Source organism: Nitrospirillum goiasense, assembly GCF_034427435.1.
GTDB lineage: Bacteria > Pseudomonadota > Alphaproteobacteria > Azospirillales > Azospirillaceae > Nitrospirillum.
The window spans coordinates 1,184,190-1,199,516 of the sequence record NZ_JAXQNP010000002.1; the positions used below are offsets into that span (position 1 = coordinate 1,184,190).

Sequence of the window (15,327 nt, forward strand, 5' to 3'; positions counted from 1 at the left end):
GGACGCGGTCGCGTCCTGCGGTGGCATGAGACGTCATGCCGCCGGTTTTGCCCTTGAGAGAAGGAAGTGCCGTGGCGGATGAGATGACGCCCTGCTGGAACGGGCAGCCGGAGCCGACGGAGCCGGTGCGCACCGTCCTGGTCGCCGCCGTGGCGCTGGTCGATGCCGACGGGCGGGTGCTGCTGGCGCAGCGGCCGCCGGGCAAGTCCCTGGCCGGGCTGTGGGAGTTTCCCGGCGGCAAGGTCGACCCCGGCGAAACGCCGGAGGTGGCCCTGGTGCGGGAACTGCGCGAAGAGCTGGGCATCGACACCCGCACCAGCTGCCTGGCGCCCTTCACCTTCGCCAGCCACCGTTATGAGACCTTCCACCTGCTGATGCCGCTGTACGTCTGCCGTGTTTGGCAGGGCACGCCCACCCCGCTGGAGGGGCAGGTGCTGGCCTGGGCCCGTCCGGAGCGCATGGGCGATTATCCCATGCCGCCCGCGGACGTGCCCCTGGTGGCCATGCTGCGCGACCTGCTGTAGGCCGGCGGCGCCGGCCGTTCAGGCGGCGCGGATACGGTGCAGGAACTGCTCCACCTCGCGGCGCAGCACCTCGCTTTGGCTGTTCAACGCCTCCGACGACTCGAGCACCCGGCCGGCGGCATCGCCGGTCTGGTGCGCCACCTCGCTCACCTGGCTGATGTTCTCGCTCACCCGCTGGGTGCCGTTGGCGGCCGCCTGGACGTTGCGCGTGATCTCACCGGTGGTGGCGCTCTGTTCCTCGATGGCGGCGGCGATGGCGGCCGAGATTTCGTTGATGGCGCCGATGGTGCTGCTGATGTCGGTCATGGCGGTCACCGTGCTGTGGGTCGCCTCCTGAACGGCGGCGATCTGGCGGGCGATGTCCTCCGTCGCCTTGGCGGTCTGGGTCGCCAGGGCCTTGACCTCGCTCGCGACGACCGCGAAACCCTTGCCCGCCTCGCCCGCGCGCGCCGCCTCGATGGTGGCGTTCAATGCCAGCAGGTTGGTCTGGCTGGCGATGTCCTGGATCATGGCCACGACCTCGCCGATGCGCTGCACCGCGTCCGACAGGCCGGCGATGGTGGCGCCGGTCTGCGCCGCCTGGGACACCGCGTCCGCCGTCACCCCGGCCGACCGGTTGACCTGGCGGCTGATCTCCTGGATGGAGGCGACCATTTCCTCGGTGGCGGCGGCGACCGTCTGCACATTGGCCGAGGTATGGCCGGCGGCGGACGCCGTCGCGGCCGCCTGGCCGTTGGTTTCCTCCACCAGGCTGACCATTTCGTGGGCCGTCAGGCCCAGGCCTTGCGCCGCGGACGAGACGGTTCCCAGCGCGGCCGACGCCACCCGGTCGAAATCGCGCAGCAGGGATTCGATGGCGGCGGCGCGGCGCGCCTTTTCCGCCTGCTCCCGGCCTTGGGCCGCCGCCGCTTCGTCGGCGGCGATCAGGGTGCGGCGGAAGCCGTCGATGGCCCGCGCCATCTCGCCGATCTCATCGCCCTTGCCCTGGTGCGGAATGTCCAGCGCCCGCTGCCCGGTCGCCATGCGGCCGGTGGCATCCACCAGGGCCAGCAGCGGGGTGCTGATCTGACGGCCGGCGATCCACTGGCTGGCCAGTACCGTCAGCACGATGCCGGCCAGCGCGACGCCGGCGATCAGCGCCAGGCTGAAGCGATAGGTGGCCTGCAGCGCGTCGTTGGTGTCGGACACCTCTTTCGCCGTCGCCGCCGTCAGCTTTTCGATGGCGGCGTTCAACTGCTGGCGCGTCTTGCGGTTGGCGTCGTTGTCGCCGTACTCCCGCGCCTGGCCGGGGCTGGCCTCGCGGCCCAGCCGGATGATCTCTTTCCGCACCCCTTGGAACACCGCCAACTGGGCGTCGGCGTCGTCCAGTTCCGCGCGCCGTGCCGGCGGCAGGGCCTGGCGCCAGTCCGTCGCCAGTTGCGCCAGGCGGTCCAGGTTGGCCTGCATGGGCTTGGCGAACTTTTCGGCGTCCTGCGCGGTGCGCGCCATGTAGACCCCACGGGAGTCCATGACGATGGCCAGGATGGTGGCGTTGATCTTCTCCGCCACCAGGGCGCGGGCCGAGGCGTTGTCCATGGCCGCCAGCCGGTCACGGAAGTGGCTCAGCGACCAAGCGCCGATGCCCCCGACCGCGAGACTGACGCCGACCAGCATCGCCACCAGGATGAGTATTTTCTGACGGATGCCCAGGCGATCCATGACGTCTCTCTCCACATTGACCAAGGTTCGTGGTCGCCGTCGCGGGATGTCCGATCGCACAGGGATGCGGGGGCTCCGCGACGCATCGGTAGCGTCGCGCCCCTTTAGTTAACGCGCGGTTAGCGGCTCTAGTTCAAAAGTAGGGGGTGGCCAGCCGGCCTCAGTTCCCGCCGCGCAGCGGGTTGATCTCTTCCGTGCCCAAGGCGTCGGCCAGCCGCAGCTTGGCGCTGCCCCGGCGCAGGGGTTTCTGCTGGCTTTCGTCCGGGGCCCAGCCGGCCAGGTACAACACCTGGAAGCTGGCCTCGATGCCGCCGTCGCCATCGGGGTAAAGCTCCTGATAGCGCTCGGCCGCCTGGGTGAACAGGCCGCTGGGGCTCATGGCCTTGCGGCTGGCCAGCACGGCGTTGGTCTCGCCCATGCCGCGCAGGTCCTGGATCAGGCGGAAGGCGTGCGGATAGCTGACGGTCAGCATGTCGCTGTCCACCACCGGCAGGGCGAAGCCCGCGCGTTGCAGCAGGCCGCCGGCGTCGCGCACCTCCGCCATGGGGCTGATGCGGGGCGACAGGCCGCCCATCAGGCCCATCTCCGCCTCCATCAGGCTGCGGCGCAACTCGAACAGGGTTTCGCCGCCCAGGATGGCGCCCAGGAACAAGCCATCGGGTTTCAGCGCCCGGCGAATCTGGATCAGGGCGCCCGGCAGGTCGTTCACCCAGTGCAGGCTCAGCGCGCTAACCACCAGGTCGAAGCTGCCCTCGGCGAAGGGCAGGAACTCCTCATCCGCCGCCACCGTGGGCAGGCCGGGCATGCGCTTGGCCGCCTCGGCCGCGAAGCGGGGGGACAGGTCGGTCGCCACCACCTGGGCGATGCTGGGCACGGCCGCCAGGGCCTGCGCCACCTCGCCGCCGTGGCAGCCTAGGTCCAGGGCGACACGGAAGTCGCGCTTGATGTCGGCCAGCCTGTCCACCAGTCGGCCGACCACCTCGGTCTTCAGGAAATCGAAGCCGGACCAACCCGCGGCGGCCCGGTCGCGGTGGGCCCGCACGCGGCGGCGGTTGAAGACGGTCATGCTGTCGGCGTCGCTCATGGGGCCGGTATAGGCCCTTCGCGCGCGGGAGCAACAGGAATTTACGGGCTACGCGCGCCTTTGCGCTATCATGGCGCGTACTTCTCCGGGGATATGCGCGCATGGGCGATTGGGGACGGCGGATGGGGCCCGCAGTGGGGGCCGCAGTGTGGGCCGGAGTGGGAGCCAGGATGCGCGGTGCCGGCGTGCGCCTGCTCGACCTGGTGCTGCCGCCGCGCTGCCTGGGCTGTGGTGAGGCGGTGGCTGCCGCCGGCACCTTGTGCGGCATTTGTTGGCGGGGCATCGGCTTCATCACCGCCCCCCAGTGCACGGCCTGCGGCCGGCCCTTTCCCCACGACATGGGGGCCGATGCCCTGTGCGCCGTTTGCGTCGCCGCCCCGCTGCCCTTCGACCGCCTGCGCGCCGCCGTGCTGTACGACGATGCCAGCCGTCCCCTGATCCTGGGCTTCAAGCATGGCGACCGGATGGAGACGGCGCCCCTGCTGGCCGGGTGGATGGCGCGGGCGGGGGCGGACATGCTGGCCGATGCCGATCTGATCGCGCCGGTGCCGCTGCACCGCTGGCGCCTGTTCGCCCGCCGCTACAACCAAGCGGCCGTGCTGGCGCAGCGCTTGGGATCGCTCAGCGGCGTGCGCGCGGTGCCCGATCTGCTGACCCGCCGCCGCCGCACGCCCAGCCAGGGCAGCCTGTCGCGGGAGGGGCGGGCCCGCAACGTCGCCGGCGCCTTCGCGCTGCGCCCCGGCCGGTCGGTCCAGGGCTTGCGGGTGGTGCTGGTGGACGATGTCTACACCACGGGCGCTACGGCGGCGGAATGCGCCCGGGTCCTCACCCGGGCGGGCGCCGCGCGGGTGGACGTGCTGGCCCTGGCCCGGGTGCTGAAGGGAGAGGTTATTTAGAAACACTCTAAAATCAGGGCTGGGTTGCGCACCCACCCTTGGCGCTTCGGCGCCATTGCGCCAATATCCTGGGGACGACGTTCCCCGCAGGAGTTTTGGGCCCATGCCCCGCGTTGAGATCTACACCAGCCCCTATTGCCCCTACTGCCACCGCGCCAAGCGGCTGCTGGATGCCAAGGGCGTGCAGTATGAGGAGATCGACGTCATCGCCCACCCGTCGCGCAAGCCGGAGATGATCCAGCGCGCCGACGGCCGCACCACCGTGCCGCAGATTTTCGTGGATGGCGAGGGCCTGGGCGGTTGCGACGACATCCATGCCCTGGACCGCGCCGGCGCGCTGAACGCCAAGCTGGGCCTGGATTCCGCCGCCGGCGCCGCCTGACCATGACGGCCGCCCCATTCACCGGCACCCTGCGCGCGGCGGTCCTGCAAATGACCGCCGGGCCGGAGATCGCGGCCAACATGGACGCGGCGTCGCAGTTGTTGCGACAGGCCAGGGACCAGGGGGCGCAACTCGCCACCCTGCCGGAGAATGTGGCCCGCATGGTCCAGGGGCGGGAGCGGGTGCTGGCCGGCGCCTTCGCCGAAGAGGCGCACCCGGCGCTCAGCCGGTTCCGTGAGCTGGCGGCCGAAACCGGCCTGTGGCTCATGACCGGCACCCTGGCCTGCCTGACCGACGATGGCCGGGCGGCCAATCGCTGCTTCGTCATCGACCCGGCCGGCCAGGTGCTGGCCCGCTATGACAAGCTGCACATGTTCGATGTGGAACTGGCGAACGGGGAGCGCTACCGCGAAAGCACCACCTTCCGCCCCGGCGATGGCGCGCGCGTGGTCGACACCCCCTGGGGCGGCCTGGGCCTGACCGTCTGCTACGACGTGCGTTTCCCCCAGTTGTTCCGCGCCCTGGCCAAGGCCGGCGCCCGGATCATCACCGTGCCTAGCGCCTTCACCGTGCCCACCGGCCGCGCCCACTGGCATGTGCTGCTGCGCGCCCGCGCCATCGAGACGGGCTGTTTCATCCTGGCCCCGGCCCAGGTGGGCCTCCACGACGGCGGCCGCGCCACCTACGGCCACGCCCTGATCGTCAGCCCCTGGGGCGAGGTACTGGCCGACGCCGGCGGCGAGGCGCCGGGCGTGCTGGTCGCCGATTTGGACCTGTCCAAGGTGGATGAGGCCCGCGGCATGGTGCCTAGCCTGATGCATGACCGGGCGTTTGAAGGGCCTTAGCGCTCCCGCCCCCTGGCCGCTCCGAAGTCCAAACAAAAAGGGCGGCCCCCCTGCGGATGCCGCCCTTCATTTCGTTGCCGAAACAAGCCTTACTCGGCGACCTTCAGCACGCCGCGGCGGATCTGGTCGCGTTCCATGCTGACGAACAGGGCGCGGAAGTTGCCTTCGCCGAAGCCCTCGTCGCCCTTGCGCTGGATGATTTCGAAGAAGATCGGGCCGATGGCCGTCTCGGTGAAGATCTGCAGCAGATAGCGGTTGTCCTTGCCGTCCAGCAGGATGCCGCGCTTCTTCAGCTCCTCCACCGGTTGGCCGTGGCCGGGCAGGCGCTCTTCCAGCATCTCGTAGTAGGTGTCGGGCGGCGGCGTCATGAATTTCACGCCGGCGGCCTTCAGCTTGTCCCAGGTGTCGATGATGTCATCGGTCAGCAGGGCGATGTGCTGGATGCCCTCGCCCTTGTAGGCCTCGATGAACTCCTGGATCTGGTCCAGCTTGTCGGCGCCCTGTTCGGACTTCGACTCGTTGATCGGGATGCGGATCTTGCCGCAGGGGGCGGTCAGCGCGCGGCTGGTCAGGCCCGTGTACTCACCCGTGATGTCGAAGTAGCGGATCTGGCGGAAACCGAAGATCTTGCCATAGAACTCCGAGATCGGGTCCATGCGGCCCTTGCGGACGTTATGGGTCAGGTGGTCGATCAGCTTCAGGCCGGCGCCCACGGGGTTCTGGTCGGCGCCCTCGATGGGCAGGAAGTCGATGTCGTAGATGCTGGGGCTGTTGTAGCGGTCCACCAGGTACAGCAGGCTGCCGCCGATGCCCTCGATGGCCGGGATGTTCAGCTCCATGGGGCCGACGGTGCCCTTCACCTCCTTGGCGCCCTGGGCCACGGCGTGCTTCAGGGCCTCCCCCGCGTCCTTCACGCGGAAGGCCATGGCGCAGGCGCTGGGGCCGTGCTCACGGGCGAAGCGCTGGGCCAGGCTGTCCGGCTCGGCGTTCACGATGAAGTTGATGTCGCCCTGGCGGTACAGCACCACGTTCTTGGAGCGGTGGCGGGCCACCTTGGTGAAGCCCATGGCCTCGAACAGGCGGCCCAGGGCCTCGGTGTCCTCCGCCGTGTATTCCACGAACTCAAAGCCATCGGTGCCCAGCGGGTTCTCCCACAGGTCGCCGCCGGCGACGGCTTCGGCGACCGGGCTGGAGGAGGTGGTGGGGGGCGTCGGGGTGGGGGCCGTCGGGGTGGACATGGCGGGTCGCTCTCCCTGTTAGAAGCAACAATCCCCCTGATGATACGCCCGGCGGCCGGGCATTTCCTTGCGAAGTCTGCCGCATTTGGCCAAGATTGGGCAATGTTGTGCTCAAGAAACCCTTAAGGCGGCATCACTATGGGTAAATCGACACTGGACGCGGCAGATCTGCGCATCCTGGACACCTTGCAGCGCAACGGGCGCCTGTCCAACGTTGACCTGGCGGAGGCCGTGGGCCTGTCGCCCTCGCCCTGCCTGCGCCGGGTGAAGGATTTGGAGGACCAGGGCTATATCCAGGGCTACGCCGCGATCCTGAACCGCCGCCAGTTGGGCCTGGGCGTCGTCGCCTTCGTCGAGGTCAAGATCGACCAGAACGCGGAGGGGGACGCCGTGTTCCGCCGCCTGGTCAGCCAAATCCCCGAGGTGGTGTCCTGCTTCGTCATGACCGGCACCATGGACTATCTGGTGCAGGTGGTGGTCAGCAACCTGGAGGCCTTCGCCGAGGTCTCAATGAAAAAGCTGCTGCAGATTCCGGGCGTGAAGGACGTGCGCTCCAGCTTCGTGCTGGATGTGGTCAAGCATTCCACCGCCGTGCCCCTGCCGTCGGCGGCGGAACTGGCGCGGGACTGAAAGTTCCTCAAGCACATCATTGCCAAATGGACTTCCCAGACAGCACGAAGTTGTTCCGGCTCTATAGGGCTGGGGCATGATCGCAAGAAAATGGTGCTGATCCAGCGATAAAATGGTTTCCACAAGCGCAGCAGGGAGAGGGAACCATGAGCAGCACCCCGGTCAAGGCCACGGGCCCGGTCGACACCACCGGCAAGTCCGATACCCCCCTGCGCGGCGATTACAGCGCCATGGCGGCCGACTACACCATCCCCCAGGGCTGGGATGCCATCACGGCGGAGGAGCATGCCCGCTGGCGCACGCTGTATGACCGGCAGTCGGCCCTGCTGCCCCGCTATGCGGCGCCGGAGTTCATGGCTTGCCTGGCCCGGCTGGATGCCCGCGACGGCGTTCCCCATTTCGGCCGCGCCAGCGAGGTGCTGGACCGGGCGACCGGCTGGACCCTGGTGGCGGTGCCGGGCCTGTTGCCCAACGATGTCTTTTTCAACCACCTGGCGGAAAAGCGCTTCCCGGTGACGAACTGGATCCGCCGGGCGGACGAGATGGATTATCTGGTGGAACCGGACGTGTTCCACGATTTCTTCGGCCATGTGCCCCTGCTGATGCATCCGGTCTTCGCCGACTATCTCCAGGCCTACGGCAAGAAGGGGGCTGAGGCCGAGGCCCATGGCGGGCTGGAGCGGTTGGCCCGCCTCTACTGGTACATGGTGGAATTCGGCCTGATCAGCACGCCCCAGGGCCTGCGCGCCTATGGCGCCGGCATGCTGTCCTCGCGGGGGGAGACGCAGTACTGCATCGAAAGCCCACAGCCCAACCGTGTCGGGTTCGACCTGGAACGGGTGATGCGCACCCGCTACCGCATCGATGACTACCAGGAAACCTACTTCGTGCTGGACAGCTTCGAGCAGTTGTTCCAAGCCACGGCACGGGACTTCGCGCCGTTGTATGCCAAGCTGGCCGGCCTGCCGGACCTGCCCGCCGATGAAGTGCAGCCGGGGGACAAGGTGTTCACCGTGGGACGCCAGGCGGCGTAGAGGGCTTCCTTAAGGGCTGGGCCGCAGGGTCTGGCCTATCATGGCGTAGGCGTCGTCGCTGGCCAGGAATATGTAGGCGGGGGTGATACCCGCCCAGTCTTCCCCCTGGTCGCCCGCGTCGGGTGGCAGATGGCCAGGACAGACGCAATTGGCGGTGATGTCGTGTTCACCGAACTCATGCACCAGGCTGCGGGTGAACCCCAGCAGGGCGGAGGCGGCGGCGCCATAGGCGGTCATGCCCCGTGCCCCCTCCATGGCGGTGCTGTCCACGGTGGTGACGATGCGGCCGTATCCCCGGGCCCGCATCAGGGGCAGCAGGTGGCGCACCATCAGAAAGGTGCCCCCCATGTTCGCGGCCATGGTCGCCTCGAACAGTTCCAGGGTCATGCCGTCGAACGGCTGCTTCAGGCGATAGCCGGCGTTGTTGATCAGGATGTCGACATGGTCGAAGGCGGCGATGGCCGCCTCCGCCACTGTGTAGGCGCCGGCGGGCTGGGTGATGTCGGAATGAACGACGACGCCGGTGCGGCCCAGGGCCTGGACCTGGCGGGCGGTTTCGGTCGCCGCCGCCTGCTCCTCCGGCAGCAGGTGATGCAGCACGACGTTGGCGCCTTCCCGGGCGATGGCCACGGCGATGGCCCGGCCCAGGCCGTTCGCCGCCCCGGTCACCACCGCCGTGCGGCCCGCCAAACGTCGCGACCCCTGCCCCGATCCCTGCATCATCGTCCCCACTCTGGAAAACAGGCTCAAGGTCCCTCAACTTAAGGCCGGCGCATCAAATCCGCCGGTGTGGACAGGATCAGGTCCCGGGGGACAGCGTCTCCAGGAAGGCGGCGAAGCCGCCGCTCGTGTCCGCCTGCTCGCCCGTCGCACCCTGTCCGGCCTCATGATAGGCGTCGAACAGATCCTCATACAGGCGCAAGTCCTTCAATATTGCAATCTTTTGCTGCAGCGACGCCTGGCTGACCAGGGCCAGGTGCAGCAGCACCAGGCCATCGGGCGTCCAGTTGGGTTCCCGCATCAGGGGCAACAGCGCCAAGGTCTGGGTGCCGCTGGCCCCGCCCGACAGCATGCCCCGGCCCAGGCGCAGGGCGCGGCGCTTGCCGCCCGTGGCCGGTGCCGGCTGGTCATGGCGCGAGGCCGCACCCTTGGCCCGGCCGCTGCGCTCCACCGCCAGCAGCAAGGGGGTGCCGTCGGCGCCCTCGCTCCCAGGGCCGCCGGCCGGGTGATAGCGCACACCGCCCTCCACCCCGATGACCAGGGTGGACAGCGCGATCAGCAACTGGCGCTCCGGCTCCGCCAGATCGGCCGGGCTGGCGCCCAGGTCGGCCAGGGCCGACAGCAGCAGGGGGCTGATCTCGCGGCCGGGGCGGGAGATGCCCACGGTGACCGTCTTGGCCTGGTGGCGGATGGTGTCGATGGGGCGCGACGTCTCCTCGAGCACCAGGCGCAGCAAATCCTGGCCCCGGGTGATGACGGCCGTGCGCTCCGGCTTGCCGCCGGGGGTGTCCAGCATGGGCAGGGCGGAGGTCAGCTTGGCCAGGCGGGCGGCGTAGCTGGCGGGCAGGGCCGCGTCCAACTGGCCGTCGGCGATGCGGTCGATGATGGTGGCCAGGCTGGTCGCCACCGGCGTCACCGGCCGGTCCGCCTCGGTCAGCGCCAGGTCCAGGGCCGCCGACACCTCGCGGAAGGGGCGGGATTCGGCATCGATGGCCAGGGCGGCATGGAAGCCCCACAGGTGGCCCGCCACCGTGGCCATGATGAAGTCCAGCCCGGCGCCGGCCGACGGCAGGTGCACCACCGCCTCGGCATAGGGGGCGAAGCAGGTCTCGCCCTTGGCGGCGAAGACGATGGGCTTGCCGTTGTGCGCCTTGAAGATGGCCACTTCCTTGGCCGTATCCTGGGCCAGCAGGGGGGCCAGGTCGTTGGCCACCACCAGGGTCAGGGGCTCGGTCGACAGGTCGATGTGCTTCTTGTCCTCGGTATAGTCGACCGGGATGGACTTGTAGCAAAGCTCCGACAGCTTGATGCGGATCTCTTCGGCCGCCACCTTGTTGGCGCCGTTGCCCACCACCGCCCAATAGCGGTTGCGCGGGGCGTAGGCCCGGGCGCAGGCGGCGATGGCGCCCTCGTCGTCCAGCACCTCCTGGATGCGCTGGGGCAGGGCCTCCAGCGCCACCATCTCGTCATGGACCTGCTGGGCCGGCAGGGTGCCCAGCGCGTCGGCCAGGCACAGGGCGGTCAGCTTGCCCGCCGCCACCTGGCTGTAGAACGCCTTGGTGGAGGCGACGGCCATCTCGATGTCGCGGCCATCGCTGGTGAACAGGTGGCTGTCCGACTTGCGCACCAGGGGGCTGTTGCGGCGGTTGACGATGGCGTGGATCCAGGCGCCGGCGGCGCGGGCCAGGTCGACCGTGCGGTTGGTGTCGGTGGTGGTACCGCTCTGGCTGATGGCGATGACCAGGGCGTCGTCCAGGTTCTTGCCATCCAGGTTGGTCGACAGTTCCGACGCCTTGGCGCTGCTCACCGTCACCGGCGCCTTGTCCAGCGCCAGGCGGATCAGGTGCTCGATGCCCATGGCGGCGATGGCGGCCGTGCCCTGGCCGGTCACCAGGATGCGGCGGATGGGCGGCTTGGACGGATCGGCCAGGCGGGCGCGCAGGCTGGCCCACGGGCCGGTGCCACCGCCCTGCGATGCCAGCTCGAAGCTGACGCGCCGGTCCTGGCGGCGATAGCGGCCGGCCAGGGTCTTGCGCACGCTGGCCGGGGCCTCATGCACCTCCTTCTCGAAGAAGTGGTCGTGGCGGCCGCGGAAGATGTCGCGCGAGAAGATCTCGATGGCGTCGGCCTTCAGGCTGGCCGGTGCGCCGTCGTCCACCGTCCGGGCGGACAGCGCGGGTTCGTCCGCCGCCACCGACAGGGTGACGGCCAGGCCGCCGCGCTCAACCTGCGCCAGGGAAATGGACCGGCGGGCGCGGGGCGCCAGGCCGTAATTCTCCGACGCGACGATCAGGCCGTCGTTGACCTCGGCCACGAACAGGCTTTGCCCGCTGCCTTTCTGGCCCAGTTGCAGGTGCTCCGGATCGGTCGGGTGCTGCAGGATGATGGCCATGGACCCGTCCAGCCGCCGGATGGTGGCCAGGAAGCGGTCGGCGTTGGCGCCGTCAGAGTCCAAGGGGCCGTTGCCGCTCGCCCCCTCCAGGCGGAACAGCACCGGGATGACCTTGGTGTCGGTCGTGGTGTCGGCCGGCAGGGTATGGCCGGTGCCCTCGATGGCGCTTTCCGTCAGCGCCCGGTAATTGTCGATATCGCCGTTCAGGGCCACCATGGCGTCGGCATCGGCGCTCAGCGCCGTCCCCGCCTTGCCGGCACCTGTCTCGTTGGCCAAGCGGGCGTTCAACGGATGGCAGTTGGGCAGGCTGATGGCCCCGTGCGAGGCCCAGCGGGTGTGGGCGATGGCGCTGAAGCCGTCGGCATGCCGCGCCACGGCCCACAGCACGGCGTCGGCCCGCATGCGGGCGCGCAGGAAGGCGCCGTTGTCGCCCAGGCGGCCGATCAGGGTGGCCACCTTGTACGTGAAGCGCACGGTGGTGCGGCCGTCGGGCAGGGCGTGCAGGGCCAGCCCTTCATGCCGGTCGCCCACGGCCAGCCGCTCGGCGGCACCGGCGCGCAGATCCGCCGGCAGGTCGTCCAGGGTGTAGCGATGATCGACGGTGATCTGCAGGGCGATGCCGGCGCTGTCGCGGCCGCGCACCTCCAGTCGGTCCAGGTTCTCCAGCACCTGTTCCGCAGCCCAGGCCACGGCGTGCTGTGGCCGGGTGGCGGCGGCCCCATCCGGCAGCAGGGCCAGGGTGCGGCCGATGTTGCCCAGCACCTCGGTCCGCAGTTGCCAGGAATAATCACGCAGGCGTTCCGCCACCCGCTCCACCGCCACCTCGCGGGCGGTTTCGCCCGAACGGAGCGCCGTTTCCAGCGCGTCGACGCGATCGGCCATCGCGGTCAGCAGGGCGGTGGCGGCGGGATCGGCCACGGCCGCCATGTGGGTGGGAAAGGCCATGAGGTCGGTGAAGCGGGCCGCCAGCCCATCCAGGGCGGTGTCAATGGCGCCGGGCTCGTTCGCCTGGGCCAGGTTGTCGGCCACGGCCCTCAGCCACGACAGATCCGCCGTGCGGGTCCAGTTGCGATTACCCAGGAAGCCGGCGATGCCGCACATCATTCACCTCACTCAAGCAAGACCGCAGTCATAGTCCAGGCCAGGGCCGGGGTGGAAGGCAGAAAACGTGACGTTGCACAGGGGGCCGGGCACAGGGGAGGGGCCCCGGCGCGCCGACGGGATGGCCTCGGAGTGCCCGCAGGGCTATGGTGCCCGACCTCGACCGACAGACAATCCGGGACCTTTCCCATGATCGTGACCCTCTGGCACAATCCCAAATGCTCCACCTCCCGCCGGGCGCTGGCCGACCTGCAGGCCGCCGGGCATGAGGTCCAGGTGGTGGAATATCTGAAAACCCCGCCCGACCGTGCCGCCCTGGCCGCCATGCTGGCCAGCCTGAAGGCCCGGCCGGCGGACATCCTGCGCCGTCGGGGCAACGACGACCTGCTGGCGACCGAACCCGCCGGTGGGTTCGACGACGAGACGCTGCTGGACCTGATGGTGGAACATCCCATCCTGATCGAGCGCCCCATCGCGCGCAGCCCCAAGGGTGCCGTGTTGTGCCGGCCGGTTGAACGGCTGGCCGAAATCCTCTGATTCTCCCGCCGCCGGTTCCATTTCAGCGTGGGGCGGCGGCCAGGGGCACGGTGAAGCTGACCGTGGTGCCGACGCCGGGCTGGCTGTCGATGGCCAGGACCCCGCCATGGCGGGCAACCAGGTCGCGCACCAGGGTCAGGCCCAGGCCGGTGCCGACCTCGCCCAAGGTGCCGGGGCGGCTGTCCTGGGCCTCGCGCCGATACAGCTGATCCAACTGGTCCGGGTCCATGCCGATGCCGCGGTCGGTCACGGCGATCTCCAGCCGGTCCCCCGCCGCGCGCGATGTCACCTGCACGCCCTGGTTGGGGTGGCTGAACTTGATGGCGTTGGCCAGCAGGTTGCGCAGGATGGCCAGGACCATGGTGCGGTCCGCCAGGATATGGCGGTCGCCCGAGGCGTCCAGGATGCGGATGCCCTTCGCCTCCGCCGTGGGGCCCAGGTCGTGGGTGGCCGCAGCCACCACCTCGCCCAAGGCCATGACCGAGGGGGTGAAGGGCGTGCCCGACATCTGGACCCGTGACCAGTTCAGCAGATTGTCCAGCAGCGTGTGGGCGGCCACCGCGCTTTGATGCACCGACGCGGCGAAATCGGCGACGTCGGCTGGGGACATGCGGGTGCCGTGGTCGGCCAACTCCTTGGTCATCCCCAGCAGCACGTTGAACGGGCCGCGCAGGTCGTGGGAAATGAGGGAGAAGAAGCGGGTCTTCTCCCGGTTCAGGAAGTCCAGCTCGTCATGGGCGGCCCGCAACTCCGCCAGCGCCTGCTCCGTGGCCGCGCGCGCCTCGCGTTCCGCCACGGCCGAGCGTTCCTGCGAGCGCACCATGCGCCGCACCACCATGTTGAACAGCAGCACCACGGCCAGCAGCACGCCGGAAAAGCCAGCCATGGATCCGGCGGTGCGCAGGACCAGCGACCAGGTGAGGGTGGCGCGCGGCGCCAGATGCACCAGGCGCCACGGGGCGTTGGCCAGCGGCCGGGTGGTGACGAGATAGCCTGCACGCTCCACCGCGCCAGCCGTTCGGCCCATCGTCAGGGCCAGGCCGGCGGCGGTGGGCCGTCCCTGCTGGAACAGGTCGGCGGGGGGCGTCGTGGTGGCCGACAGCAGCCTGCCATCCGATCCCAGCAGCAACACCATGCTCCCGGCGTCGGCCGGTGCCGGGGTGAGCACGCCGGGGTCCAGGTCAAAGGCGATCACGCCCAGCCGGTGGCCCCCATCGTCGAGGGGGGTGGCAACGGTCCCCACCGGACGCACCGGGGCGTCGGCGGCGGCGGGCTGCGCGGTCGTCTCGGTCCAGGTGACCCGGCCTTCGGGGTTGGCCACCGCGGTCAACAGGCGATAGGGGCCTTGGTCCAGCAAGGTGGCCATGAGCGCCGGGGCGTTTGCGACAGGGCGCCAGGGGGCCATCGCCACCAGACCGGAGGCGCCGATGAAATACCCGCGCGCCACGCCGGCCTGCGTGCGAACGTCCAGCGCCAGTTGCTGGGCCAGCGCCAGGGAGACGGCCAGGTCCACCCGCCAGTGGTCCCGATCCGGGCGGGACAGTCCCTCGTGCCGGGCCAGCGCCCGGTCGGGCAGGGCCATCAGGGCGGCGGCCACCGGGCCGTCCAACGGGTTGGCGCCATCGGGGCCGAGGCGATCCAGAACCGCCACCTCATCCGTCCCAGCTTGCGCCACCCGCTCCAGGAAGGAGGTGAGATAGGGCGTGTCGTCCATGGGGGGCTGCGGCGTCCGCCGCACCCATTCCCGCAGGCGGGTCAGCCGGCCGGCGATGGCGGACAGCGTGCCATCCAGGGCGATGGCCTGGGTGTCGAGGTCCTGGCGGATCTCGGCGTGGCGGGAATTCAGCCCCCGGGTGAATTCGGCATGGACGAACACCAGGGACAGCGCGATGCCGGCGGCCAGCGAGATGTTGATCAGGCGGCCCGGCCCGATGGATTTCATCCAGTCCGCCAATCGCCTCATGATCCCCCGTCCCGATATGCCGTGCCCAAGGGCCCCCGCCTTGCTTATTCCATTCGGCTTTCCCGACCGCTTTTCCCGACGACGCCGGTCTGGCCCGGCCGGGTCGTGAGCGGACTGGTTCCATCGCGACGCTTATCATGGGTCCGCGGGCCTGGCAATTGATGGCCGGGCGGCTTTTCCGCAACGGTTCACGTCCCGCCTGTCCGTTGAATGGGCAGCTGGGCGTGGACGGTCGGGCGTGGACGGCTGGGCGGGAATGGCGGGGGCAGGGCCGGTGGGCCAG

Annotated in this window: 13 protein-coding genes; 7 read left to right on the plus strand and 6 right to left on the minus strand. The window is 69.8% G+C overall.

The genetic code is table 11. The features are described 5' to 3' along the window. Positions 1-83 precede the first annotated feature (83 nt). A complete protein-coding gene (locus tag ULB03_RS07975) occupies positions 84-524 on the plus strand; it encodes a (deoxy)nucleoside triphosphate pyrophosphohydrolase (RefSeq protein WP_322483803.1) in 441 nt (146 codons plus the stop codon). An 18-nt stretch (positions 525-542) separates the two neighbouring features. Here ULB03_RS07975 and ULB03_RS07980 read toward each other — a convergent pair whose 3' ends face one another. Together ULB03_RS07980 and ULB03_RS07985 are read right to left on the minus strand one after the other, a co-directional pair. After that, a complete protein-coding gene (locus tag ULB03_RS07980) occupies positions 543-2,222 on the minus strand; it encodes a methyl-accepting chemotaxis protein (RefSeq protein WP_322482658.1) in 1,680 nt (559 codons plus the stop codon). A gap of 160 nt (positions 2,223-2,382) precedes the next feature. After that, positions 2,383-3,306 (minus strand): methyltransferase domain-containing protein, encoded by a 924-nt coding sequence (locus ULB03_RS07985; protein ID WP_322482659.1) that lies wholly within the window; start codon positions 3,304-3,306, stop codon positions 2,383-2,385. Positions 3,307-3,476: 170 nt separating this feature from the next. On the opposite strand from ULB03_RS07985, the gene ULB03_RS07990 reads away from it, so the two are divergent. The 3 genes from ULB03_RS07990 to ULB03_RS08000 all read left to right on the plus strand — a co-directional run bounded on the left by ULB03_RS07990 (position 3,477) and on the right by ULB03_RS08000 (position 5,429). Continuing rightward, the gene (locus ULB03_RS07990) at positions 3,477-4,202 is read left to right on the plus strand and encodes a ComF family protein (RefSeq protein WP_322482660.1); all 726 of its coding nucleotides are present in this window, start codon (positions 3,477-3,479) and stop codon (positions 4,200-4,202) included. A 103-nt stretch (positions 4,203-4,305) separates the two neighbouring features. Next, positions 4,306-4,584, plus strand: coding sequence for a glutaredoxin 3 (grxC, locus tag ULB03_RS07995; protein WP_322482661.1), 279 nt, complete (start codon positions 4,306-4,308; stop codon positions 4,582-4,584). Between the two features lie 2 nt (positions 4,585-4,586). Further along, complete coding sequence (locus ULB03_RS08000) at positions 4,587-5,429, plus strand: carbon-nitrogen hydrolase family protein (RefSeq protein WP_322482662.1); 843 nt, start codon at positions 4,587-4,589, stop codon at positions 5,427-5,429. Positions 5,430-5,518: 89 nt separating this feature from the next. Here the strand turns inward: ULB03_RS08000 and hppD are convergent, their stop codons facing one another. Beyond that, the gene (gene hppD, locus ULB03_RS08005; protein ID WP_322482663.1) at positions 5,519-6,667 is read right to left on the minus strand and encodes a 4-hydroxyphenylpyruvate dioxygenase; all 1,149 of its coding nucleotides are present in this window, start codon (positions 6,665-6,667) and stop codon (positions 5,519-5,521) included. A gap of 138 nt (positions 6,668-6,805) precedes the next feature. Here hppD and ULB03_RS08010 point away from each other — a divergent pair, with 138 nt between their 5' ends. Then, the gene (locus ULB03_RS08010) at positions 6,806-7,297 is read left to right on the plus strand and encodes an Lrp/AsnC family transcriptional regulator (RefSeq protein WP_322482664.1); all 492 of its coding nucleotides are present in this window, start codon (positions 6,806-6,808) and stop codon (positions 7,295-7,297) included. A 146-nt stretch (positions 7,298-7,443) separates the two neighbouring features. Beyond that, positions 7,444-8,331 (plus strand): phenylalanine 4-monooxygenase, encoded by an 888-nt coding sequence (gene phhA, locus ULB03_RS08015; RefSeq protein WP_322482665.1) that lies wholly within the window; start codon positions 7,444-7,446, stop codon positions 8,329-8,331. 9 nt (positions 8,332-8,340) lie between these two features. On the opposite strand, the gene ULB03_RS08020 is transcribed toward phhA, so the two are convergent. Continuing rightward, positions 8,341-9,021, minus strand: coding sequence for an SDR family NAD(P)-dependent oxidoreductase (locus ULB03_RS08020; RefSeq protein WP_322482666.1), 681 nt, complete (start codon positions 9,019-9,021; stop codon positions 8,341-8,343). A gap of 109 nt (positions 9,022-9,130) precedes the next feature. Continuing rightward, the gene (locus ULB03_RS08025) at positions 9,131-12,547 is read right to left on the minus strand and encodes an SIS domain-containing protein (RefSeq protein ID WP_322482667.1); all 3,417 of its coding nucleotides are present in this window, start codon (positions 12,545-12,547) and stop codon (positions 9,131-9,133) included. Positions 12,548-12,733: 186 nt separating this feature from the next. On the opposite strand from ULB03_RS08025, the gene ULB03_RS08030 reads away from it, so the two are divergent. Next, positions 12,734-13,081: an ArsC/Spx/MgsR family protein gene (locus ULB03_RS08030; protein ID WP_322482668.1), complete on the plus strand. Its 348-nt coding sequence runs from the start codon at positions 12,734-12,736 to the stop codon at positions 13,079-13,081. A gap of 22 nt (positions 13,082-13,103) precedes the next feature. Here the strand turns inward: ULB03_RS08030 and ULB03_RS08035 are convergent, their stop codons facing one another. Then, positions 13,104-15,044 (minus strand): sensor histidine kinase, encoded by a 1,941-nt coding sequence (locus tag ULB03_RS08035; protein WP_322482669.1) that lies wholly within the window; start codon positions 15,042-15,044, stop codon positions 13,104-13,106. Between the last annotated feature and the right edge of the window lie 283 nt (positions 15,045-15,327).